The organism is Streptomyces sp. NPDC054786, assembly GCF_053611685.1.
Genome location: NZ_JBSHAW010000016.1, coordinates 1 through 21475, shown reverse-complemented (window position 1 = coordinate 21475; position 21475 = coordinate 1). Strand labels below are relative to the sequence as shown.

The 21475-nt window shown below is 70.6% G+C and carries 17 protein-coding genes, 2 pseudogenes and 1 riboswitch; of the genes and pseudogenes, 10 read left to right on the top strand and 9 right to left on the bottom strand.

Annotated features, from left to right (window positions below; genetic code table 11):
* Positions 1-109: 109 nt before the first annotated feature.
* A riboswitch (cobalamin riboswitch) is annotated at positions 110-327 on the bottom strand.
* Positions 328-422: 95 nt separating this feature from the next.
* From ACWGI6_RS15475 to ACWGI6_RS15465, 3 genes are all read left to right on the top strand, one after another.
* Positions 423-1481, top strand: a complete 1059-nt coding sequence (locus ACWGI6_RS15475) for an aldo/keto reductase (RefSeq protein ID WP_453267975.1) — start codon at positions 423-425, stop codon at positions 1479-1481.
* Between the two features lie 172 nt (positions 1482-1653).
* The gene (locus ACWGI6_RS15470) at positions 1654-2052 is read left to right on the top strand and encodes a cupredoxin domain-containing protein (protein WP_453267974.1); all 399 of its coding nucleotides are present in this window, start codon (positions 1654-1656) and stop codon (positions 2050-2052) included.
* A gap of 38 nt (positions 2053-2090) precedes the next feature.
* Positions 2091-2540 carry a hypothetical protein gene (locus tag ACWGI6_RS15465; protein ID WP_453267973.1) on the top strand — a complete coding sequence of 150 codons (450 nt, stop codon included), beginning with the start codon at positions 2091-2093 and terminating at the stop codon, positions 2538-2540.
* 16 nt (positions 2541-2556) lie between these two features.
* Here ACWGI6_RS15465 and ACWGI6_RS15460 read toward each other — a convergent pair whose 3' ends face one another.
* The gene (locus ACWGI6_RS15460) at positions 2557-3738 is read right to left on the bottom strand and encodes an Ig-like domain-containing protein (RefSeq protein WP_453267972.1); all 1182 of its coding nucleotides are present in this window, start codon (positions 3736-3738) and stop codon (positions 2557-2559) included.
* A gap of 805 nt (positions 3739-4543) precedes the next feature.
* On the opposite strand from ACWGI6_RS15460, the gene ACWGI6_RS15455 reads away from it, so the two are divergent.
* Entirely contained in the window at positions 4544-5848 is a 1305-nt protein-coding gene (locus tag ACWGI6_RS15455) for a streptophobe family protein (protein ID WP_453267971.1), read from the top strand.
* A gap of 33 nt (positions 5849-5881) precedes the next feature.
* On the opposite strand, the gene ACWGI6_RS15450 is transcribed toward ACWGI6_RS15455, so the two are convergent.
* From ACWGI6_RS15450 to ACWGI6_RS15440, 3 genes and pseudogenes are all read right to left on the bottom strand, one after another.
* Positions 5882-6205 carry a MarR family transcriptional regulator gene (locus tag ACWGI6_RS15450; protein WP_453267970.1) on the bottom strand — a complete coding sequence of 108 codons (324 nt, stop codon included), beginning with the start codon at positions 6203-6205 and terminating at the stop codon, positions 5882-5884.
* Between the two features lie 147 nt (positions 6206-6352).
* A pseudogene (locus ACWGI6_RS15445) lies at positions 6353-6901 on the bottom strand (YciI family protein); the annotation flags it as partial.
* Positions 6902-7126: 225 nt separating this feature from the next.
* The gene (locus ACWGI6_RS15440; protein ID WP_453267969.1) at positions 7127-7378 is read right to left on the bottom strand and encodes a hypothetical protein; all 252 of its coding nucleotides are present in this window, start codon (positions 7376-7378) and stop codon (positions 7127-7129) included.
* Between the two features lie 387 nt (positions 7379-7765).
* On the opposite strand from ACWGI6_RS15440, the gene ACWGI6_RS15435 reads away from it, so the two are divergent.
* On the top strand, positions 7766-9361 hold the full coding sequence (locus tag ACWGI6_RS15435) for a nucleobase:cation symporter-2 family protein (protein ID WP_453267968.1): 1596 nt from the start codon (positions 7766-7768) through the stop codon (positions 9359-9361).
* Between the two features lie 82 nt (positions 9362-9443).
* Here the strand turns inward: ACWGI6_RS15435 and ACWGI6_RS15430 are convergent, their stop codons facing one another.
* Positions 9444-10169 carry a transcriptional regulator gene (locus tag ACWGI6_RS15430; RefSeq protein WP_453267967.1) on the bottom strand — a complete coding sequence of 242 codons (726 nt, stop codon included), beginning with the start codon at positions 10167-10169 and terminating at the stop codon, positions 9444-9446.
* Between the two features lie 645 nt (positions 10170-10814).
* On the opposite strand from ACWGI6_RS15430, the gene ACWGI6_RS15425 reads away from it, so the two are divergent.
* From ACWGI6_RS15425 to ACWGI6_RS15415, 3 genes are read left to right on the top strand one after another with little or no spacing between them, the layout of a single operon-like run.
* Positions 10815-13232, top strand: coding sequence for a glycosyltransferase (locus ACWGI6_RS15425; protein WP_453267966.1), 2418 nt, complete (start codon positions 10815-10817; stop codon positions 13230-13232).
* A complete protein-coding gene (locus ACWGI6_RS15420; RefSeq protein WP_453267965.1) occupies positions 13229-14434 on the top strand; it encodes an acyltransferase family protein in 1206 nt (401 codons plus the stop codon). Before ACWGI6_RS15425 ends, ACWGI6_RS15420 begins: the two co-directional genes overlap by 4 nt.
* A gap of 38 nt (positions 14435-14472) precedes the next feature.
* Entirely contained in the window at positions 14473-14709 is a 237-nt protein-coding gene (locus ACWGI6_RS15415) for a hypothetical protein (protein WP_453267964.1), read from the top strand.
* Positions 14710-14731: 22 nt separating this feature from the next.
* Here ACWGI6_RS15415 and ACWGI6_RS15410 read toward each other — a convergent pair whose 3' ends face one another.
* Positions 14732-15532 (bottom strand): maleylpyruvate isomerase family mycothiol-dependent enzyme, encoded by an 801-nt coding sequence (locus ACWGI6_RS15410; protein ID WP_453267963.1) that lies wholly within the window; start codon positions 15530-15532, stop codon positions 14732-14734.
* A 162-nt stretch (positions 15533-15694) separates the two neighbouring features.
* Positions 15695-17662: an amino acid transporter gene (locus ACWGI6_RS15405; RefSeq protein WP_453267962.1), complete on the bottom strand. Its 1968-nt coding sequence runs from the start codon at positions 17660-17662 to the stop codon at positions 15695-15697.
* A 285-nt stretch (positions 17663-17947) separates the two neighbouring features.
* On the opposite strand from ACWGI6_RS15405, the gene ACWGI6_RS15400 reads away from it, so the two are divergent.
* Positions 17948-18421 carry a DUF4118 domain-containing protein gene (locus ACWGI6_RS15400; RefSeq protein WP_453267961.1) on the top strand — a complete coding sequence of 158 codons (474 nt, stop codon included), beginning with the start codon at positions 17948-17950 and terminating at the stop codon, positions 18419-18421.
* Here ACWGI6_RS15400 and ACWGI6_RS15395 read toward each other — a convergent pair.
* Both ACWGI6_RS15395 and ACWGI6_RS15390 read right to left on the bottom strand, forming a co-directional pair.
* Positions 18412-19392: pseudogene (locus tag ACWGI6_RS15395) on the bottom strand (IS481 family transposase); the annotation flags it as partial. The gene ACWGI6_RS15400 and the pseudogene ACWGI6_RS15395 sit on opposite strands and share 10 nt — an antisense overlap.
* Positions 19393-19516: 124 nt before the next feature.
* On the bottom strand, positions 19517-20743 hold the full coding sequence (locus ACWGI6_RS15390; protein WP_453267960.1) for an amidohydrolase family protein: 1227 nt from the start codon (positions 20741-20743) through the stop codon (positions 19517-19519).
* Positions 20744-20855: 112 nt separating this feature from the next.
* On the opposite strand from ACWGI6_RS15390, the gene ACWGI6_RS15385 reads away from it, so the two are divergent.
* Entirely contained in the window at positions 20856-21347 is a 492-nt protein-coding gene (locus ACWGI6_RS15385; protein ID WP_250047673.1) for a MarR family winged helix-turn-helix transcriptional regulator, read from the top strand.
* Positions 21348-21475 lie beyond the last annotated feature (128 nt).

Sequence of the window (21475 nt, the reverse complement as noted above, 5' to 3'; positions counted from 1 at the left end):
GGCGCGAAGGGACGGCAAACCGGACGGGCCCCGGCGCATTCCCGCCGTATTGTGCCCGTCTGATGTCCGCCGACCCGCCCTCGAGGTCACCGAGATCTCCCCGCGCACCGGTCGCACGGGGGCACTGGCAGGTCTTCGGACTCGTGGGCACATCCACCAAGGGCGGACATCTACTGGCCGTCGCTTCCCAGACCCGGCCGGGCCCAGTGCGTATGACGGCGGTCGTTCCCACTCACCGCTGCGGGGCAGTCCCGGATTTCCACCGGGTTCCCTCTTGCGACGCGCCTGCCTGGCGGACAGGGCGAACCAGTTGCTCCCGCCACCCTAGGGCATGCCGTCAACGCCGTGCCTTGCGCTGGAGCGCGCTCCAGCTCCTAGCGTGAGCGCAGCACCGGAGAGCTGCGCCGATCGAAGGGAACCACGTGCGCTACACACTGTTCGGCAGGACCGGTCTGCGGGTGAGCGAGCTGAGCCTGGGCGCCATGACCATCGGCGACGACTGGGGCTGGGGCGCGGGAAAGGACACCAGCGGCCGGATCCTGGACGCCTACGCGGACGCGGGCGGCAACTTCATCGACACCGCCAACAACTACACCGACGGCGCCTCGGAACGGATCCTGGGGGAGCTGCTCGAAGGCCGGCGGGAGCGCTTCGTCCTGGCGACCAAGTACACCTGCGCGACCCGCAAGGGTGATGTGAATGCGGCGGGCAGCCACCGCAAGAACCTGGTCCGGTCGGTGGAGGAGAGCCTGGAGCGGCTGCGCACCGACCACCTCGATGTGTTGTGGGTGCACGCACGGGACAACTTCACGCCCGTGGAGGAGGTGATGCGGGCGCTCGACGACATGGTGCGGTCGGGAAAAGTGCTCTACATCGGCGTCTCCGACTGGCCGGCCTGGGAGATCGCGCAGGCGAACACCCTCGCCGAGCTGCGCGGCTGGACCGCGTTCGCGGGCTCGCAGCTGCGCTACAACCTGCTGGAGCGGACGCCGGAGCGCGAACTGCTGCCGCAGGCCCGCGCCTTCGACCTGGCCGTACTGGCGTGGGGGCCGCTCGCGGGCGGCCGGCTCACCGGCAAGTACCGCCGCGGGGAGACGGGCCGGCTGGACGTCGTGGGCGAGGACGGCCAACGGGACCACAACACGGAGGAGACCGTCACCGCGGTGCTGGAGATCGCCGAGCAGGGCGGCTGGAGCCCGGCGCAGGTGGCGCTGGCGTGGCTGCGCAGCCGGCCCGGCAACATCATCCCGATCATCGCCGCCACCAAGGAGAGCCAGCTCCTGGACAACCTCGCCTCGGTGGATGTCACGCTGGACGCCGACGCGCTGGCACGGCTCGAACGGAGCAGCGCGGTACCGCTGGGCTTCCCGCACGACTTCCTGCGGGAGCCGGGCATCACCGAGAACGTCTACGGCGACCGCTGGCCCGAGATCGAGGACCGGCGCTCCACGTATCGCCGTACGACCAGCGAGATCCGCTGACCGGTACGGCCTCGCCGCGCACGGAACGGCGACGGCGCCCGTCGCCCGCCCTGCCGGCCGCCCGGTACGCCGAACGCCGCCGCCCGGATGGCCGGGCGGCGGCGTCTGCGGTCTATTGAGGTGTGCGGCCCGCCGAGGCCGGACCGGCCGGACCGAAGGAGACGGACGCCCGATGAGGAAGACCGCCAGGACGGCCGTCGCCGTGGCTGCCGTCGCCCTGTTCGCCGCGGGCCTCGGCAGCTGCTCGCACACCGGCGGCGGCACCGCCCCGTCGAGATCCCGCACCCCCACGGCGAAGCCGAGCCCCGGCGCACCGGCCGGCACCCGGCTCACCGTCAAGGACTTCGCCTTCAAGCCGGCCGCCCTGTCCGTACGGCCGGGCGCCAGGATCACCGTGGTCAACCAGGACTCCACCACGCACACCGTGACGGCCACCGGCGCCAAGGCCTTCGACACCGGCAGCATCAAGCCGGGCCGGACGGTCACCTTCACGGCGCCCGCCAAGCCCGGCCGCTACCCCTACCTCTGCACGATCCACCCGTACATGAAGGGCCGGCTCACCGTCCGCTGACCCGGCTACCGCCGCTCACCGAGAGGCTTGGAGAAGCCGTGGCACCAGACAACTCCGTCCCGGAGCGCGGGCGGTCCGGCCGCGTCGCCCGCGGTATCGCACGGCTGCTGGCGGCGGCCGGCCTGGCCCTGGACGCCTACGTCCACGCCCGGCTCGCCGGCCGGTACGACGGGGTCACGGCAACCATCAGCCAGGGCATGCTCTTCCGCGTCGAGGCCGCACTGGCCGCGCTCGCCGCCCTGCTCGTCCTGGTCTGGCGCCGGCCGGCGGCCGACACCTTCGCCTGGCTCGTCGCGACGGGCGGACTCGCGCTGCTGCTCCTCTACACCTACGTGGACATCGGCGCGCCGGGACCGCTCCCGGACATGTACGAACCGGATTGGAGCAGCGACAAGAGGCTCGCGGCGCTGGGTCAGGCTGTCGCCGTCCTGGCCACCGTCTTCCTGCTGCTCACCCGCACCCGCAGCCCCCGCAGACACCGCAGATGAGTGCCCGCCGCCCGGGTCAGTGCTGCAGCGCGCTGCGCTGCTGCCACTGCGTCCAGCTCTCCTGCCAGACCTCCAGGCCGTTGCCGACGTCGGTCTTGTTGGTGTTGCTGGTGCCCTTCACCTCGACCGTGGAGCCGATCGGCAGGAAGTCGTAGATCTTCTTGGCGTCCGAGGTGGTCATGCCGAAGCAGCCGTGGCTGTTGTTGTCCACACCGATCGACTTGTTCCACGGGGCGGAGTGCAGAAAGGTCCCGGACGCGGTGAGGTGGGTGACCCACTTGGAGTCCAGGCTCCACTCGTCGCCATGGCCGATGGTGGCGGAGTCCATCGTCTCGGCCGCGTTCTTGCTGCGTACGGTGTGCACCCCGCCGCGGGTCGGGTCCTGCGGAGAGCCCGCGGAGCCGCGGATGCTGTCGACGCTCTTGCCGTTCTCGTACATGGTCAGCGTGTGCGAGGGCACATCGATGACGGCCTTGTGGTCGGCACCGATACGGAAGCCGAAGTTGTAGTCGCGGGCGAACCAGCCGCCGTCGTCACCGGAGTTGATCCCGGACAGCGCGCCCTTGACGGAGACCTTGGTGCCGGCGGGCCAGTAATCCTTGGGGCGCCAGTCGATCCGGTCCTTGCCCGAGTAGTCCTTGACCCAGCCCCACGCACCCTGGACCTTCGGCTGGGTGGTGACCTTCAGCGCCTTCTCGATTTCGGCGCGCCGGTCCTTCGCTATCGGGTGGTCGAAGAGGATCGATACCGGCATTCCGGTGCCCACGGTCTGCCCACCGGTGGGGGTGTTGGTGAGTTTGTTCACCTTGTCGGCCTGCTCCGTGGTGAACTCCGAGGTGGCGGCGGATTCCTTGCCCTGCGACGACTTCGTCCTGGTCCGCACGGTGTAGGTGGTCTTGGGCTTGACCTTGCCGTCCGATTTCCATGACGCGCCGTCACCGGCGAGCTTCCCGGTGACCGTGCCGCCCTTGTCGTCCTTGACCTCGACCGAGGTGAGCTTTCCGCCGTCGGCCCGCACGGATATCTCCGAGCCGAGCTTGGCCGAGGTGTTCCCGGCGGCCGGGGTGACGGTCACCTTCGCCGCAGGCTGCCCCGCCTCCGGCGCATCGGCACCCGCCCCGCACGCGGTCAACAGCGTGCCCGCCGCTATCAGGGCGGGTATCAACCGGGCGGGGTGGCGGCGTGGTCCGGCGTGCACAGGGGTCCCTCCAAAGCAGAACAACTGACAGTGGCGGAGCCCGGCCCTGTGCGGGGATAACCGTCAAGGGCCGCCGATGCACCCGCCGCATAGGCAGAGGGTCTGTTCGCTTCGGAGGTTGTCCGGTGCGCCGGATGAGGAGGACACAGTTCGATATCGGGCATGCGGCGGGTGGCCTTCGGGCTGCCCGCCGCTTTCCCGTACGGGGCGCTTGCTGTCAGGTGGACGGCGGTGTCTTGCCGCCTCCCGGCTGTGACGCCCGGCCGCCGGGTGACCCACCGCTGCCGGGAGACCCGCCGCCCGGTGACCCGCCGCCGGGTGTGCCCCCGGGGGTCGGGGAGTGCCCGGTCGGCCCGCCGGTGGTGCCGGACCCTCCCGTGGTGTCCGTCGGAGACCCGGGGTGGCCGTACCGGTGCCCGGGGTCGAGGGGCCGGAGGTCCCGGACGAGGTCTCACCGGCCGACGGCGACCCGTTTCGGCGGGGGCTCGGAGGTGGTGGGTCCGCTGGGGGTCTCGGCCGTCGGGGCCGTCGGGGTGTCCGTGGTGCCGCCTTCGGGGCGCTTGAACCACGTGCCCGTCTTCGGGTCGCGCAGCACGAATGTGTGCCCGGGGGCGACGCCGTCCGCAAGCGGGGCGGCCCGCCGGTGCTTACGGTGGTGCGTGCATGCCGTGGATGCGGGACAAGTATCGGGACAGGCGTTCTGCGCCACATGGCCGTTTCCTGCATTTTCCTTCCATGCAGGGCGGCCAAGGTGTCCTTCCAGGCGGATCGTTGGTACGCGGTCCCGTGACCGGCAGGAGAGAGCGTGAGCCAGATGCGAGGCCCCGCGTCGGCCGGTTCGCCGGGCCCGGTGCGCCGCCGCGGCGCACCGCCCGCCCTCCGGTTCTGGGCGCAAGCGCTGGGCACGGCCATGGCGGGCATCGTCACCATGATCGTGGTCGCCGCGCTCGGCCTGTGGGCGGCGGGCGCGGCGGACCTTCCCGGCGGGGCGTTCCCCTCCGTGGTCGCGGCCACCGTGCTGGTCGCGGCGGGCGGCTCGGTCGGTCTCTACGGCGACGTCGGCGGCCTTGCGCAGGCCGATGCCGCCCTGGACGTCGTACCGCTGTCGGTCACGCTCGCCGGTGCGCTGGTGACCGCCGCCGTCTTCCTGCTGCCGTTGCGCCACCGGGCGGTGGCCGGCACCCGGGAGCTGCTCGGCCGGATCGTCCGAACGGCGGTGTGCTGGCTGGTGCTTCTGCTGCTGCTCACGCTCGCCGCCCGGCACGGCTTCCGGATCTCCGTCGGCAACGACCTCGCCGATCAGCTCGGCGCCGACCTGGGCGCCACCCCCACCGTCGGCTTCCACGCCGATGTGCCCGCGACCCTCGGGTTCGGACTGCTGTGGGTGCTGGCACTGCTCGTGCTGACCTTCGTCGTCTCGCGGCGGGCCCCGCTCTCACCCCAACTGCTGCACTTCCAGTCCTCCGTACGGCCACCCGCCTTCGCGATGCTGCTGACGCTGCTGGGCTGTGTCGTGATCGGGCTGGTCATCGCCGTTGTCGAGCTCTTCACCAAGGGGCGCCCGGCCGAGACGTTCGCCGTCATCTTCCTCGGACTGCCGAACCTCGCCTGGATGGCGCTGGGCATCGGCACCGGCGGAGCCTGGGTGGGGCATGTCGACAAGGCCATCAAACTGCCCCTGCCGCACGTCCTCGACCAGGTGCTCCGTACCCACGGGAAGCAGACCCTCGACCTCGGCTCGCTGGCGGAGCGTGACGGCCGGGCCTGGCTGTTGGTGGCGGTGGCGGCCGTGGTGCTGCTCGTCGCAGCCTTCACCGCGGCGGTCCGCTCCCCGGCCCGGTTGCCCGCCTGGCGGCACGCCGTCGAGATGGCCGTCGCGCTGGGGCTCACCCTGCTCGTCGTCGGACTGCTCACCCGCATCTCCGCCCACTACGGGCTCTCCCTGCTGGGCATCGGTGACCTCGGTGGCGACCTGGGGGGCGAGGTCACCGTGGACCCGCAACTCCTCCGGCTGGTGGGCGTGGGCCTCGCCTGGGGGCTGGTCACCGGCTTTCTCGGCAGCCTGGCGGCGCGGCGCGTACGCCATCCGGGCGAGGTGGGGGAGCCGTAGCGGGAGCCGGGGTCCGGGGCGTCGTCTCGGCGCTCACTCCTGGTCCCGCACCTGGCCGGCTTCCTGGTTCCGTGCGTCCTCGGTGAGGCGTTGCAGGACGGCGCGCGCGGCGGCGAGATCGTGCTCGGGAAGGTGCGCGGCGAGGGCCTTGTGGGCCGCCTCGGCGCGCGCCGTGATCTTGCGCAATGTGGTGCGCCCTTCGGGGGTCAGGGTCAGCAGCGGGGACGTGCGGTGGTCCGGGTTGGGCAGGAACTCCGCCAGGCGGGCGCCGGTCAGATCGTTGGCCACGCGCTGGACGCCCTGCCGGGCGATGCCGAGCCGGCGGGCCGCCTGCGGAACCGTGAGCGCCTGCTCCAACCAGTGCGCTCAGCCCGGCCGGCCGAACTGCCACGGGTCCACCGGTGTGCGTCAGGCCGAGGCATCCGTGGGGTCGGGTGAAACGCGAGGATGCCGAGCGGGCCGAAGGGCTTCGGCGGTGACGTCGGCCTGGACGTCCTCGGGGTATGACGGCCGCCCGCCGAACTGCCAGTTGTGCACCTCGATGTCGGCGTACCGGTCCTGGGTCAGGACGGCGCGTGCCGTGTCCGGGTCCGGCGCCCGGACCAACGCCGCCGTGCCCAGCCAGGTGGCGCCGTTGTCGGACAACAGCGGCCCGTAGGCGATCAGTTCGTCCCGGTCGGGCGGGACCGCGAGGTCGGCGGCCTGCCCTGTGCCGAGGCCGAGCACCAGGTACCGGTTGCCATCGGTCCGGCCGCCGGGAAAATCCCACATGGTGCGCCCCAGTGTGTTGCGCCACCGTCGCAGCAGCACGTCCCGGTACGCGCCGGCCTGGTAGTTCGGCTCGTCGAAGGCGAACGCGCGGGCGGCGACGGGACCGGGCAGATCGACGATGTGCACGCTGCCGGTGGGTGTGTCGCCGTCGTCGGCGAAGGTCGGGCCCCGGGCGATCAGCTCCTTCGCGTACCGGTCCATATAGGACCAATGCTCTTCCAGTAGCGCGTCGCGCAGCGCTACAGAGCCGGGCCGGTCGCGGTGGTAGCAGAAGAACTCCATGCCCGTAGGGTCTCGTCAAGGAGGCAGCCGGGTCGAGCGGGTTTCCCTGCGATGACTGCTCGGCGGCCTCATCCAGAAGGCCGCCGCACGCACCGCCCCAGGCCCTGTCCCACGCGGATCACGACGGGCCCGCGCGGCCCGGGAACATCGGGGTCGCCCAGCGCGGTGGCGGCGGGGGAGCCGGACTGCGCCGGCCGCCCGGGTCCGCCCGGGCGTCCACCTGCGTCATGGGGTGCGCCGGCGCGGTGCCCACGGGTGACCCGGGGGCCGCGGCGGTCGATGATCCGGACCGGCAGCAGCGGATCGAGCGGCGAGGTCGGCCGCGTGGTGCCAGGAAACCCGGGTGTCGCTCATGACGAGTTCGCTGTCGGGGTCCCGCCCTACGTGATGGACGCGGCTGGGGCTCATCGCCTGGGTGTTGCCGTCGGACTCGACGACGAGTTCCGGCGCGCTGGGCGCATCCTGCCGCTCAGGCATACCGAAATTTTGCGGCGGCGGACCGCGCCCCGCCCGTTGGCGCATACGGTGCCGCGGCGCGCAAAACCCCTTCCCAAAACGGGATTTCGGGACGTGATCCCCTTTTATGCGAGCGAATACGACCGGTTACTCGCGAGAAACGGTGCAGGTCAACTAAGGTGAACGTTCCGATTAGTCCACCTGTAAATTCCATCGAAATACCGGAATTTGCTGCGCTGATCGAAGGAAGTCCTACCGAATCAGGACGCAAAGTGCAGCACAGGGCTACGTGGTGTCGGCGACACCGCTCAACGTCGGCTTTGTAAGACCCAGCCGGCCCGTCCGTCACCCGAAACGCGACGGCGCCGGTTCCTTCTTATTCACCTACCTCGCGAAGGCAAGGCAGAGATGGCACGAGTCTCCCGGCAAAACCCCCAGCAGGCCCACCCCGTCGACGAGGTGCTCCCCGTCGGCAAGCTCACCCTCTACGGTTTCCAGCACGTCCTCGCCTTCTACGCGGGTGCGGTGATCGTCCCGATCGTCCTCGGGAACGCCCTGGGTCTCTCTCATGAGGAGCTCGTCTATCTGATCAACGCGGACTTGCTGACCTGCGGTGTCGCCTCGATCATCCAGGCCCTCGGCGTCTGGAAGGTGGGCGCCAGGCTGCCGCTGGTCCAGGGCGTCACCTTCACTGCGGTCTCGCCGATGATCGCCATCGGCCTGGGCGCGGGCGGTGGGACCGCCGGGCTGCTCGTCGTCTACGGCGCGGTGATCACCGCGGGCATAGCGACCTTCCTGTTCGCGCCGTTCTTCAGCAAGCTGGTGAAGTACTTCCCGCCGGTCGTCATCGGCACCATCCTCACCATCATCGGCCTCACCCTCATCCCGCAGGGCCTCCAGGACGCGGCGGGCGGTGCGCAGTTGGTCGGGCACGCCGGATACGGCGATCCCAAGAACCTCGGATATGCGCTGGGCACCCTGCTGTTCATCCTGGCCGTGGTCCGGCTCGGGAAGTCGTATCTGAGCAGCCTCGCCGTACTGCTCGGTCTGGTTGCCGGTACCGGGGTCGCCTGGCTCCTCGGCGACGTGGATTTCGGCCCGGTGAAGAATGCCGACTGGTTCGGTGTCAGCACGCCATTCCACTACGGAATGCCGAAGTTCGAGCTGTTCCCGGTCATCGCCATGGTCGTCGTCATGCTGATCACCATGGTGGAGACCACCGGAGACGTCTACGCCATCGGGGAGATCACCCGCAAGAAGGTCGACAACGCCACGGTCGCCAACGCCCTGCGCGCCGACGGTGTCGCCACCGTTCTCGGCGGGGTGTTCAACTCCTTCCCCTACGTGGCTTTCGCCGAAAACATCGGCCTGGTGCGGATGTCGAAGGTCATGAGCCGGTTCGTGGTGGTCGCGGCCGGCGGCTTCATGATCGTCCTGGGGCTGCTGCCGAAGGCGGGCAGTGTGGTGGCCGCGATTCCGCACCCGGTGCTCGGCGGCGCCGCGATCGCCATGTTCGGCATGGTCGCCGCGGTCGGCATCCAGATCCTGGGCAAGGTGGATCTGCGCGAGGAGCGCAACGCCCTGATCCTGGCGGTCAGCCTCGCCGCGTCGCTGCTGCCCAACGCCGTCGCGCCGTTCTTCGAGCGGATGCCGGAGGACGTCCGCGCGGTCCTCAACAGCGGCATCACGCTGGGCAGTCTCACCGCCGTCCTGCTGAACCTCTTCTTCAACGTCTTCACCCGCCGCAGCACGATGGAGATCGACTGGGACGACATGGAGGACGACGAGTCGGCGGAGGAGCACGGTCCGATGGGCGCGCACGACCCGGTCGGCGCGCACGGTGCGTGGGGTACGCACGAGCCGGTCGGCGCGCCCGGCCCGGCGGACCCGTACGACCCGCAGGGCCCGCGTACTCAGCAGGGCCTCTACGACCCGCAGGGCCCGCACCACCCGCAGGGCCCGCCCGGACCGCAGGGCCCGCACTGGGGCAGCCCCGGCCACTGAGCCTCGACGGCCGCGGGCGGGGAGGGAACCGTATCCAGGTCCCTCCCCGCCCGCTGCCCTCCGTCCGGCCCGACCGCTCCCGTCAGTGGGTGGCCACGGTGTTGAACGGCGGCGCCTCGCCCGCATCCCCGACCAGATCCCAGAAGTGGTCGACCAGCCGGCGCAGATACGCCGAGCGCTCGGCCGCGACCTCCTTGAGCCGGGAGTCGTCGTTCCGCGCCACCACATGCCCCATGTAGCGCTCGGAGAACTCCGCGAACTCCGCATGCATCGTGCGCAGGGCGTCGCTCACCCGGGTCTTGTTCAGCGTGGAGATCTCCGTGATCGGTCCCACATGCGCCTTCCAGCGCCCGTCGATGGCCGACCGCAGATGCCCGGCCAGCTCGTCGTTCCGGCCCATCACCCCGATCAGCTTCCGCAGCGACAGCCCCAGCGCCTCCACCAGTGCCTTGGTCTGCCGGTAGTCACCGTTCCACTGCTGCGCCGACTCGGCCGCCCAGTACATGGCCGGGTCCATGCCGATCAGCTGCGACAGCCGCTCCACGCTCAACTGGCGGGCCATCCGGTGTTCGGCCAGGGTCCGGGGCTCGATACCCATCAGCATGGTCGGCGGGCACCACAGGACATCGGCCAGGACGAACAGCTGCGACTCGGACGGCGCTTGGGTGCCGTACTCCCAGGCCTCGATCAGCTCGGGATGGACCGGCGTGCCGCACGCCGTCATGGACTGGGCGACCTGAGCCGTACTCAGGCCCACCCGGGCCCGCGCGGATCTGGCCTCTGCGGGGGAAAAGGGAGTGCTGTACACGTACGGGACACCTCGCTGCACCGGCGAACGGGGGGTGCTTGGGGGGAGCGGAGATGGAGGAACCTCCAGGAGCGGGCAGATTAACAGATGGTCGATAGGTACGAATCTCCAGTTCCCCTTCGAGTCGAAGGCTCTCAAGGGCCGCGAAGGCGGATGCGCGGGAGATGTGTACTATCTGTCCGATTTCACGCATCAACCCGCTTACTGGGTATAGCCGATGCCTTGGTGCTTACCGGGCGGTAGCGATACTTGAGACCGCCCGGTCGACGTGACGTAATAAAGGCGTTACGCAGATGAAGGTGTGGTGTCACAGTCAGCGTCAAGGCTGGCGTTGTCGGCCGGCCTCGCCCCGCGGAGCCGGCCCGCCACACCTGACATCCGGTCCTCCCCCCACAATCCGATCAGGATGGGACCCTTCATATGCGATCAGTGCTGGAACGCGCTCTTGCGTTCCGAGGCTTGGAGCCTGCCCCAGCAGCCGTGCGCCCGCGCGCCCTCGTCCGCTCCCGGAGAGATGGGCCCCGCAGAGTGAGCGCGCTTCACATGTCATGCATCTGACAACCGGCTGACGATCCGGACCGCTGCCGCCGAGACGGCGGCCTGCCCGGCTCTGGCATGTCTCCTTGCACGAAAGGACCTTCCCAGGTGCTCACTTCGCACCACCACAACTCAAAGGGCTCACCCACGGCCCTCCTCGACGATGTGCACCACCCCGTCCGTCCGGCCCACCCCCGCCGCGACGACCCCACCGACCCCGCCGACGGCTCAAGGGGCGGCGGTCACGTCCTGGTGGTCGGCCTTCCGGGACCGCGTCTGGAGCGGCTCACCCGGACCCTGCGCTCCACCGGCCACGAGGTGAGCCACGCCCCGCCCGGCGAGGTCGACCGGCGGATGGGGCAGGCACAGCCGGACGCCATCGTCGCCCTCGGCGAACAGGGCGAAGCCGGAGCCCACGACGAGCGCGGCCTCGAAGTGATCCGCGAGGTCCGCACCGCCCCCGCCGGCTGCGCGCTGCCGCTCCTGATGGTCACCGCCACCCCGGAGCCCGCCGGAGTGGCGGAGATGCTGCACCACGGCGCCGACGACTGCATACCCGAGGCCTCCGACCCGGTCGAGCTGTCCGCCCGTATCGAGGCCAAGCTCCGCCGGGTCCCCGTACCGGTCGAGAACCTGCCGCGCGATCCGCGCACCGGCCTGTACTCCCACCCGCACTTCCTGGACGAACTCGACCGCGAATTACAGCGTCCAGAGGCCGCCCGGCACGGCGGCGTGCTCGCCGTGGTCGGCGTGGCCGAGATGGCGGCCCTGGAGGCCCGGCTCGGGCAGCGGGTGCGCCGCGAGGTCGCCGAACGGCTGGCCGGCGTCGCGGAACGGCTCGGCAGCTTCTGTGACCGGCTCGGCTGGGACGACGACGGCCATCTGCTGATGCTGCTGCCCGGCGTCGACGAGGAGACGGCCCGCCGCGGCCTGGAGAAGTTCGCCGCCACCGTGGCCGGTACCCGGTTCATCGTCGCCGACGAGAACGTCCGCCTGACCCCCGCGATCGGCTGGCTCCCACTGACCGGATGCGCGGACGGCGACCGGGCCACCGGCCAGGCCCGGGACGCCGTGCAAGAAGCGCTCCGCCACCGGGATCTGCGCCCGGTCCGCTATGCGCCGTGGATGCGCGGCACACCGCACCGCCACCGGCGCCCGCCGCTCAGCACCCTGATCCGGCCCGTCCTCTTGGCGCTCTCCCCGCTCCTGGGGCTGCTGCTCGGCGTCGCGGTCCCGTTCGTGCTCTACCGGCAGGCGTACGAGCTGGGCTTCGACCTCGGCTCCGGCATGTACTGGGTGGTGGTGGCCGGACTGGTGCTGTCCGCGCTGCTGATCGTCCTGGAGTGCCTCTTCTCGCTCGACGCGGTCACCCGGCCCGAGACGCCCGGAGCGCCGTACCCGCCGGCCAGTGCCGTCATCGCCGCGTATCTGCCCAATGAGGCCGCGACGATCGTGGACACCGTCGAGTCGTTCCTGCGCCTCGACTACCCCGGCGAGCTGGAGATCGTGCTGGCGTACAACACGCCGCACCCGCTGCCCGTCGAGGACACCCTCCGTGAGATCGCGGTCCGTGACCCGCGGCTGGTGCTGCTGCCGGTCGCCGGCTCCACCTCCAAGGCGCAGAACATCAATGCCGCGGTCACCCGCGTCCGCGGCGAGTTCGTCGGCATCTTCGACGCCGACCACCACCCGGCCCGGCACTCCTTCCGGGACGCCTGGCACTGGCTGTCCAACGGCTACGACGTCGTCCAGGGCCACTGTGTGATCCGCAACGGCGACAGTTCTCGGGTCGCCAAGCTGGTGGCGGTGGAGTTCGAGGCGATCTACGCGGTCAGCCACCCGGGCCGTACCCGGCTCTACGGCTTCGGCGTGTTCGGCGGTTCGAACGGGTTCTGGCGCACCGATCTGCTCGCCCGTACCCGGATGCACGGCTCGATGCTGACCGAGGACATCGACTCGACGCTGCGCGCGCTGGGCGAGGGCGCCCGGTTCGCCGTCGACCGCACCCTCATCTCCCGTGAGCTGGCGCCCACCACCCTCAAGGCGCTGTGGAACCAGCGCTCCCGCTGGGCGCAGGGCTGGCTCCAGGTGTCGCTCAAGCATCTGTGGCGGGGCCTGCGCTCACCGGTCTTCACGGCTCGTCAGAAGCTGGGCCTCTTCGTGCTGTTGGGCTGGCGGGAGGTGCAGCCGTGGCTGACGCTGCAGATCCTGCCCATCCTGCTGTACGCGGCATGGAAGGCCGGCGGGCTGCAGCGGCTCGACTGGGCGGTCCCGGTGTGCGTGCTGGCGATGCTGTTCACCATGGCGGCCGGTCCGGTGCAGGCGCTGTTCGCCTGGCGGCTGGCGGTTCCCGAACTGCGCGGCCGCGGACCGTGGTTCTGGTCGTACCTCTTCGTCTCCACCTTCTTCTACAGCCACTTCAAGAACATGGTGGCCCGACAGGCGCATCTGAAGGAGGCGTTGGGGGACCGGCAGTGGCGGGTCACTCCGCGAGCCGTCGCGGCGAAGGCGGTGGCCCGGCGATGAGCAGCACGGATGCCACGGCCGGCAGCCGGACCCATGCCATCTCCGGCTTCCGCGGCCTCGCCGCGATCAGCACCGTCGCCTTCCACGTCTGGCAGCAGTACTTCCGCTACGACGCGCAGGGCAGCCACCCGCCGGTCGACAACCCGGTCCTCGGCGCCGCCCTCTCCCTCGAAGTCATCGACCTCTTCTTCGTGCTGTCCGCGTACCTGCTGACGCTGTCGTACGCACGGGCCGCCCTCGACGGGCGCTCGATCCGACCGGCCCGGCACTTCCTCTTCCGGCGGGCGATCCGGATCCTGCCGCTGTACGTCCTGGCGGTGCTGGTCGTCTGGGCGAGCCGCAATCCGACGCTGCCGGGCAACTGGCGGGACCTGGTCGAGCACCTCACCTTCACCCATGTCTTCGACCAGCAGCGGATCTTCTACACCCTGGGTCCCACCTGGTCGCTGTCGCTGGAGGTGTTCTTCTACCTCGTCCTGGTGGCGCTCGGGCCGCTGGCGGTACGCGCCTGCCGTCCGCTGCGGCAGCGCCGTACCAGGGTGGCGGTGTGCGCGGCGGGGTGCCTGTTCCTGTTCGCCGCGCCACTCGCCTGGATCGCCGTGGCCCACTACGGGTTCGGGGTGCCGCACACCGACTGGGTGGCGTACTTCGGCCCGCAGGCCCGCTTCGGCGGTTTCGCGGCCGGAATGGGGCTGGCCGTGCTGACGGCCGCGCTCGGTGACCGGGGCCGGCTCGGCCCGCGCACCGCGCTGCCGCTGACCGCGCTCGCACTGGCCGGTCTGTTCGCGCTCTCCCTGGACTCCGGTCCGGAGAACTTCACCTTCACCTTCTACCATCCGATCGCCTCGGCCCTGTGGGTGGTGCTGATCTTCAGCACCGTCCATGTGCGCCAACACACCTTCTGGCAGGGGTTCTTGACGTCCCGTTGGCTGACGGCGACCGGACTGATCAGCTACAGCCTGTTCATCTGGCACGAGCCGGTCATGCTCCAGCTCCATCAGGCCGGCCTGCTGCCCACCGGGCAGCCCGGCTTCCCGTTGGCGCTGCTGATCGTGTTCCTGGCAGCGGTGCCCGTGGCCGCCGCGAGCTACTGGCTCATCGAATACCCGGCGAGCCTGCTCGGCGGCCTCAAGGACCACCGCGGCCGTCCGCGGGAGTTCTATCCGGAGCCGGCCACCGGCCCGGAGCCGGCCATCCGCTGACCGCCTTCGCCACCACCTTCGCCGGAGATCAGCGCAGCGTGCGCCGGTCTCCGGCGAAGATCTTCGATGCACGCGGGCGGGGAGCGGTGTGCACCACCGAGGCGGCCCGCGCCGCCGAGCGCGAGGTGTACGGGCCCGTGGGCGAGGCGGGCAGGCGGGCCCTGCGGCAGTACGACGAGCAGCAGCTCGCCGCGGTCCTCGGCTTTCTGGAGGCGGCCCGCCGGGTCCAGGAAGAGCAGGCGGCCCGCCTCAAGGAGTTGCCGGTACGCGGATGAGCGCGTGCCGGCAACACCGGCCTCAGAACGAGGAGTTGGTGAACCAGCGGGTCAGCAGCTCCTCGTCGCCCCCGGTCCGCAGGACGTCCGCGCCGCGGTCGAGGCGCCCGTACACAAGGAGCAGCAGATCCGCGGCGGCTCCCTCGACGACGGCGTCGGCGGAGCCGGCCGCCGCGTCCCCGGTCTGGGGCTCGACCCCGAAGCCGTCCGGCCGCAGGCGGACCAGCCACTCGCCGTCGATGTCCGTGCACCGGAAGCGCAGGGTCTCGCCGTTGCCGCGCAGATGCGCCGTCTTGGGGGCGAAGGAGGCCGCGAACGGCAGATTGACCAGGAACTCGTCCACGCCGTCGGCCGCGAGGCCGGGGTCGATCACCGTGCGGAGACCGACGGCGCGTTCCGCGTCGGTGCGGTGCACCAGGGTCTCGAACAGCATCCGCCGCATCCAGAACCGGGCATGGTGATCGGCGCCCCAGGCCCACATCGGGGCATCCGGGTCGGTCTCGGCGAACGCGTCGGCCGCCTGAGCCGCACCTGCCGTCAGCCAGCTGCCCCAGCCGTTGTCGTCCGCGGGCAGCTCCACCTCCACCTCGCGGCTGCGCGGCGGCTCCTGGACGCGCTGACGCAGCAGGAGGGAGAACAGCCGCTGCACCCTTCCGGTGTGCCTGACCAGGTCGAGGAGCGTCCAGTCGGGGCAGCCGGGCACCGGCAGCGAGAGATCCGCGCCGTCCAGTGCCGCGACGAACCTCGCGGTCTCCGTAGCGACGGCATCGCGGTGAACGGCAGGGGTGACGGTCGCCCGGCCCGAGGTGTCCGACGTGTTCATGGGCGCTGTTTCCCGATCTCCTCGGCCCGGCGACCTGACCCGCCGGGCATCTGCGCGCAGCGTGTCACAGCCGGCCGCGGGGGAGGAGGGCCACCCCGTGTGCGGGTGGCCCCGACGCCGGTCCTCAGAGGCCGCGGGCCGGAGGGGCCGGTCCGCGGCGCGTCAGCCCACGTGGACCCGCGGGCGCCGGGCCGGATCGGGCTCCGCGCGCCGCAGGACCTCCCGGGCGACCGGAGCGACCTCGCCGTCACCGAAGACCAGGAACCGCAGCAGATGGCTGAACGGATGGCCCTCGGTCCAGTTGAAGTAGGCGTGCGGAACCTGCCCGGTGTGCTCGCGCAGCTGCATCAGCACGGCGGCGATGGTGTTCGCCACGCCCGCGCCCTCCACCCGCAGTATCTGCGCCCCGTACCGCTCCTCGCCCCGGACGTGCAGGTCCGTGGTGAAGTCCGAGGAGTCCCTGACGGTCACTTCGAGGAACAGCACCGGCCGGCCGTCGGGTATATGGGTCTCCTCGCGCTGGCTGTACTCCTTCTCCCGGTACTCCGCCGCATCCCGCTCGTCGGGCTCGTTGGCGATGACCCGCAGCGGCCCGGCCGCCATCGCGGTGCCGATCAGCCGCTCCGCCGTCTCGTCGAGGCCGACCTGTACGGCGCGCAGTTCGAAGGCCCGGTGGACGCGTGAGGCGAACGAGGTCAGCAGGATGCCGAGGATGAACAGCAGCGCGATCTTCAGGCCGTCCGGCCGCTCGATGACATTGGTGACCAGGGTGTAGCCGAAGACGAGAGTGATGGCGCCGAAGCCGGCGGTGGCCGCGCGCAGCCGCCGGTGGCGGGCGGCGACGGTGGAGGCGAAGGACGCCGAGAGCATCAGCACCAGCACACCGGTCGCATACGCACCGCTCTGCTCATCGACGCTGGCGTTGAAGAAGAAAGTGATGCCGAAGGCGGTGGCCAGGAAGATCAGCACCAGCGGACGCACCGCACGGGCCCACTCCGGAGCCATGCCGTATCGCGGCAGATAGCGGGGTACGAGGTTGAGCAGCCCGGCCATCGCGGAGGCGCCGGCGAACCAGAGGATGGCGATGGTGGAGAGGTCGTAGACGGTACCGAAGGCCTCGCCCAGGTACTGGTGCGCGAGGTAGGCGAGCGCGCGCCCGTTGGCCGACCCGCCGGTCTCGAACTCCTTCTGCGGGATGAGCAGGGTGGTGGCCAGGCTCGACAGCAGCAGGAAGCAGCTCATGACCAGCGCCGCGGTGGTCAGCAGCCGGCGGGTGCCCCGGATCCGGCCGGCCGGCTGCGCATCGGTGTCGGTGGCGGCGCCCCGTACCTGCGGCATGACCGCCACGCCCGTCTCGAAGCCGGACATGCCCAGCGCCAGCTTCGGGAAGACCAGCAGCGCCACACCGATGATCGCCACCGGTGAGGAGTGCTCGGCGGTCATCGCGCCCCACCAGTTGCCGACCACCACGGGGTGCGACAGCACATTCCAGGCCGCGGTGGCCAGGACGACGACGTTCAGGGCCAGATAGGTCCCGACGAGTCCGACGGCGATGCCGATCGCCTCACGGAAGCCCTTGAGGAACACCGCGCCCAGTGCGGCCAGCAGCACCAGGGTGATCCACAGGTTCGCGCCGTGCAGCAGGGGAGGGGCGAAGGGGTTCTCCACGACATGCGCCGAGGCGTCGGCGGCCGACAGCGTCATGGTGATGATGAAGTCCGTGGCGGCGAACCCCAGCAGCACCAGGACCAGCAGCTTCCCCGCCCACCACGGCAGCAGCCGCTCCAGCATGGCGATCGAGCCCTCGCCGTTCGGGCTCTCCTTGGCGACCCTGCGGTACACGGGCAGCGCGCCGAGCAGCGTCAGCGCGATCAGTACGAGCGTGGCGAACGGCGAGAGCAGTCCGGCAGCCAGCGCGGCGATGCCGGGCTGGTAGCCCAGCGTGGAGAAGTAATCGACGCCCGTGAGGCACATGACGCGCCACCAGGAGTGGCCCTTGTGCTCGGCCGGCGGGGTGCCGTGCGGCCCGGGGTGGCGGGCGGCCTGGCTGCTGAGCCCGTCCAGGAGCCAGGCGCGCCACCGTCGGGAGGTGGAGGTGGGGGGCGTGGGGTCGGCCTGGACAGTGGTCATGCGGGGGAGGTCCTGCCGATCATCGGTCGTCGTTCGGGCAACGAGGAGCGAGTATGCATCACCACGTCAGCGGCGCCTCGTCCCACCCCGCACCGGGCGACATCGGCGGGTTCACCCCGGCCGTCAAGGCTGCGTCAGAAAGCGACCGCCGCCCGTACGCAGGGCGTCAAGGACTGCGCCGCGGCGCTCCGGCTCCGTCTCCGGCGCGCACTCTGGCCGCAAGGGTCCACCGCGGTTCACGGGACCGACCGGTCCGCCGCAGGGCCACAGCAGGAGGTGTTCCCGGTGGCCACGCTTCACCGCCCGGCGCCCTCACCCGGCCCGTACCTCCCCCACACCCCCGACATCCCCCGCACCCCACACGTCCCGCGGGTGACGCTGCCCCGTACGCAGCCGGCCCACCGGGCGCCGCCCGGCCGCACCCTCGCCCGCGACCTCGCGCTGCCGCTCGGCGCCCTGGGAGCGGCGCTGCTGGTGACCGCCCTGATGCTGACCGGTCAGCATGCCCACGCCGCGGTCGCGCTCGCGGTCTTCGCCCTGCTGACGGCGGCCGTGTCGCTGCTCGCCCGGCCGGTGCTGGTACCCGTCGTGGCCCTGGTGTCGTGGATGTTCTACGACGGCTTCGTGCTGAACCAGCGCTCCGACCTGGCCTTCCAACCGCAGGACCGGACGGGCCTGCTGGTCCTCCTCCTCGCCGGTGTCACGGGCGCGGGCTGCGCCGCCGTCGTACGGGCGGTCCGGCGGCACCAGCTGTATTGACCCGCAGCATTGTTGATTCGACTGATGGGCGGGTGGCCGCCGAGTGCAGTGTGGCAGCGGGGATGGTTGTAGGTGTGGAGGAACTCCACGGGAGCTGCGGTGCGCTCGGCGTTGCTGGAGTACGGGCGCACGTACGCCCATTCGTCGAGCAGCGTGCGGTTCAGGCGTTCGACCTTGCCGTTCGTCTGCGGGCGGTACGGTCGGGTGCGTTTGTGGACGATGCCAGCGACGCTCAAGGTCTGGCCGAACAGCTTGGATCGGTAACAGGAGCCGTTGTCGGTTAGGACGCGTTCGACGGTGATGCCGTGTTCGGAGAAGAAGGCGTTCGCGCGTCGCCAGAACGCGGCTGCGGTCTCCTTGCGCTCGTTGGCCAGGACCTCGCTGTAGGCGAGCCGGGAGTGGTCGTCGATGGCTGTGTGGACGAAGCTGTATCCGATGACGGGGCTGCCGCCCTTGCGCGCATCGGTCGTCGCCTGCCTGTTGGCACCGGCCTGCTGCCGGGGCATGATGCGGTGCCCGCCGCCGTCGGGGATGTTGCCGAGCTTCTTGATATCGACGTGGATCAGCTCGCCGGGGCGTGCGCGTTCGTACCGGCGAATTACCTGGCCGGTGGGCCGGTCCATCCAGCGCAGTCGGTTCAGTCCGTGGCGGGTGAGCACGCGATGGACTGTGGAGGCGGGTATGCCCAGGATCGGACCGATCCGTGCGGGGCCGAGCTTTCGCTCGCGCCGCAGCGCGCAGACTTGTTTCTCGACGTCTGAGGCAGTGCGGTGCGGGGTAGTCCGGGGCCGACTCGTGCGGTCGAACAGGCCGGTGTCGCCCTCGGTGCGCCAGCGACGTACCCACTTGTAGGCCGTGGCGCGGGAGATGCCCATTTCGTCGGCTACGTGCGCGACGGGGCGACCGGCTCGGACCCGGTCGATCAGAAGTCGTCTGCCGTAGACGGTCAGTCGGGCGTTGGGGTGGGACACGAAGACCTCTGCTGTGGTGCGGATCTTGATCAGTCGTCTGGGCTCAGGCGGGGAGCGCAGGCACGTGAGGCCGCCGACCCGGTGGTCGGCGGCCTATGGCGCTGTGTGGTGGGCGGCAGGAGGGTCAGGCCGCGAGTCGGGTGCCGCGGCGCCAGATGGCGCGGGTGTTGAGGGTGTCGGAGATGGTGCTGGTGGGGTCGCCGTCGATGAGGAGGAGGTCGGCGCGCATACCCTCGGCGATGCGGCCGCGGTCTTCGAGGCCGAAGCGGCGGGCAGTGGTGGCGGTGGCTGCGCGCAGGGCCTGGGCGGGGGTGAGGCCGGCTTGAACCAGGTACTGCAGTTCGTGGTGGACGCTGGCGCCGTGGGCGAGCCCGCCCAGGAAGGGCAGGGGCAGGGAGACGTCGGTGCCGGCCAGCAGGTCCACGCCTGCGTCGGCGAGGGCCTTGACGGTGGCCAGGACGTCTTCGATCTTGCCTTGGGGGTAGTGGCCGAAGGCGGAGCGCAGGGCCTTGTCCCAGTCCGCATCGAGGCGGGTGGCGACGCGCGGATCGTCGGCGAGGTCGCTTCCGGTGATGCCCATCATGGAGGCGTTCAGGACGACGCAGGGCACGACGAACACTCCAGCGGTCTTGACCAGGTTGATGATCTCGTCGGTGTGGGGCTGGTCCATGAAAAGGTGGGCCAGGCCGTCGATACCCGCCTCGATGGCCATACGGGTGGCCTCCACGGTCAGGGCGTGGGCGATGGTGAGCATGCCGTGCTTCTTGGCCTCAGCCACGCCGGCGGTCAAGGTGGCCTGGTCAAGCATGGGCAGGCCCGGATGCCCTTCGACGCTGCCGTCGTCGACCATGAACTTGATGTAGTCCGAGCCGCGCTCGATCAATTGCGGGATGAATGCAACGGCTTCTTCGGGGGTGGTGGAGAACGGCATCAACGGCGGCTCTCCTGCAGGCTTGGCGCCGGGAGGAGGGCCGGGACGGAAACCCTCGGGGAACAGCTCACTGGGGTGGCCGCCCGGAGGGGTGATACCGAAACCGGAGGAACGCACGTCAGCGACGGCATCGTCCTCGCTGATGTGGGCCCGGTTGTCCCGCGTGTTGGTGCCCTGCATCTCCAACTCGGTCGTCACACCGAACCGCAGCGCCAACGCCAGCGCGTCCCGGCTGGTGTGGACGTGCGCGTCGATCAGGCCGGGGAGCAGCGTGGCGCCGCTGCCGTCGACGATCTCGGCCCCTGCTGGGGCGTCGCCGCCGATGCGGGCGATGTGCCCGCCCTCGACGAGCACGGTGGTCACCCCCAGCGGCTTCTCGCCGTCGAAGACCCGGGCACCAGCAATAGCGGTCACGGACATGGCTTACCTCGATCCTGGAGTACGACCCTCCATCTCAACGTATACCTAAAGCTATGCACATGCATAATGGAATGGTTATGCATGTCGACCAAAACTCCCTAGGATGGGCGGCATGAGCAGCTCGTCAACGCCCCGGGAGACCGGCAAGGGCCTCTTCGATCAGGTCGGACCTGCCCTGTCGCGGCTGCGGCGGCGCACCTCGGGCGGACGCGGGGATCTGACCCGCAACCTCGTCCTGAACGTGGTCGCGGACGCGCCCGGCGAGATGACGGTCGGCGGCATCGCCGCCGAGATGGGCGTCACCCAGCCCGTCGCCAGCCGCACCATTGCCGCCTGCATCGCCGACGGACTGCTGCGGCGATCCGCATCCCAGGCAGACGGCCGCCGCACCGTCCTTGAACTCACTCAGGCCGGCCAAACCGAGCGCCGCCGCTTCGCCTCCGAGCAGCGCGAGACCTTTGAGCACATCACCGCTGCATGGGAGCCGACCGAGCGCATGCAGTTCGCCCAGTTCCTCATCCGCTACAGCCAGGACGCCAGCGCCTGGTCCGCCCGGCAGACCCACCGCAGCGACGATGACACGAGTGCCCGCGCACACGACTGAACCACCCCGCAGCGATGTAGCGCAGGACCAAAGGGCAGGACCCGCGTCACGCCGCAACATCACCCTCGGGCAAGCTCCCGAAAACCGGACGAAGCGAACCCCTGAGCATTGTCAACAACGCTCAGGGG

Coding starts and splice junctions, on each gene's coding strand:
- ACWGI6_RS15420 (WP_453267965.1), top strand. CDS start 13,229: ATGAGCAGCACGGATGCCACGGCCGGCAGCCGGACCCATGCCATCTCC.
- ACWGI6_RS15410 (WP_453267963.1), bottom strand. CDS start 15,532: ATGAACACGTCGGACACCTCGGGCCGGGCGACCGTCACCCCTGCCGTT.
- ACWGI6_RS15435 (WP_453267968.1), top strand. CDS start 7,766: ATGGCACGAGTCTCCCGGCAAAACCCCCAGCAGGCCCACCCCGTCGAC.
- ACWGI6_RS15390 (WP_453267960.1), bottom strand. CDS start 20,743: ATGTCCGTGACCGCTATTGCTGGTGCCCGGGTCTTCGACGGCGAGAAG.
- ACWGI6_RS15385 (WP_250047673.1), top strand. CDS start 20,856: ATGAGCAGCTCGTCAACGCCCCGGGAGACCGGCAAGGGCCTCTTCGAT.
- ACWGI6_RS15405 (WP_453267962.1), bottom strand. CDS start 17,662: ATGACCACTGTCCAGGCCGACCCCACGCCCCCCACCTCCACCTCCCGA.
- ACWGI6_RS15440 (WP_453267969.1), bottom strand. CDS start 7,378: ATGCCTGAGCGGCAGGATGCGCCCAGCGCGCCGGAACTCGTCGTCGAG.
- ACWGI6_RS15470 (WP_453267974.1), top strand. CDS start 1,654: ATGAGGAAGACCGCCAGGACGGCCGTCGCCGTGGCTGCCGTCGCCCTG.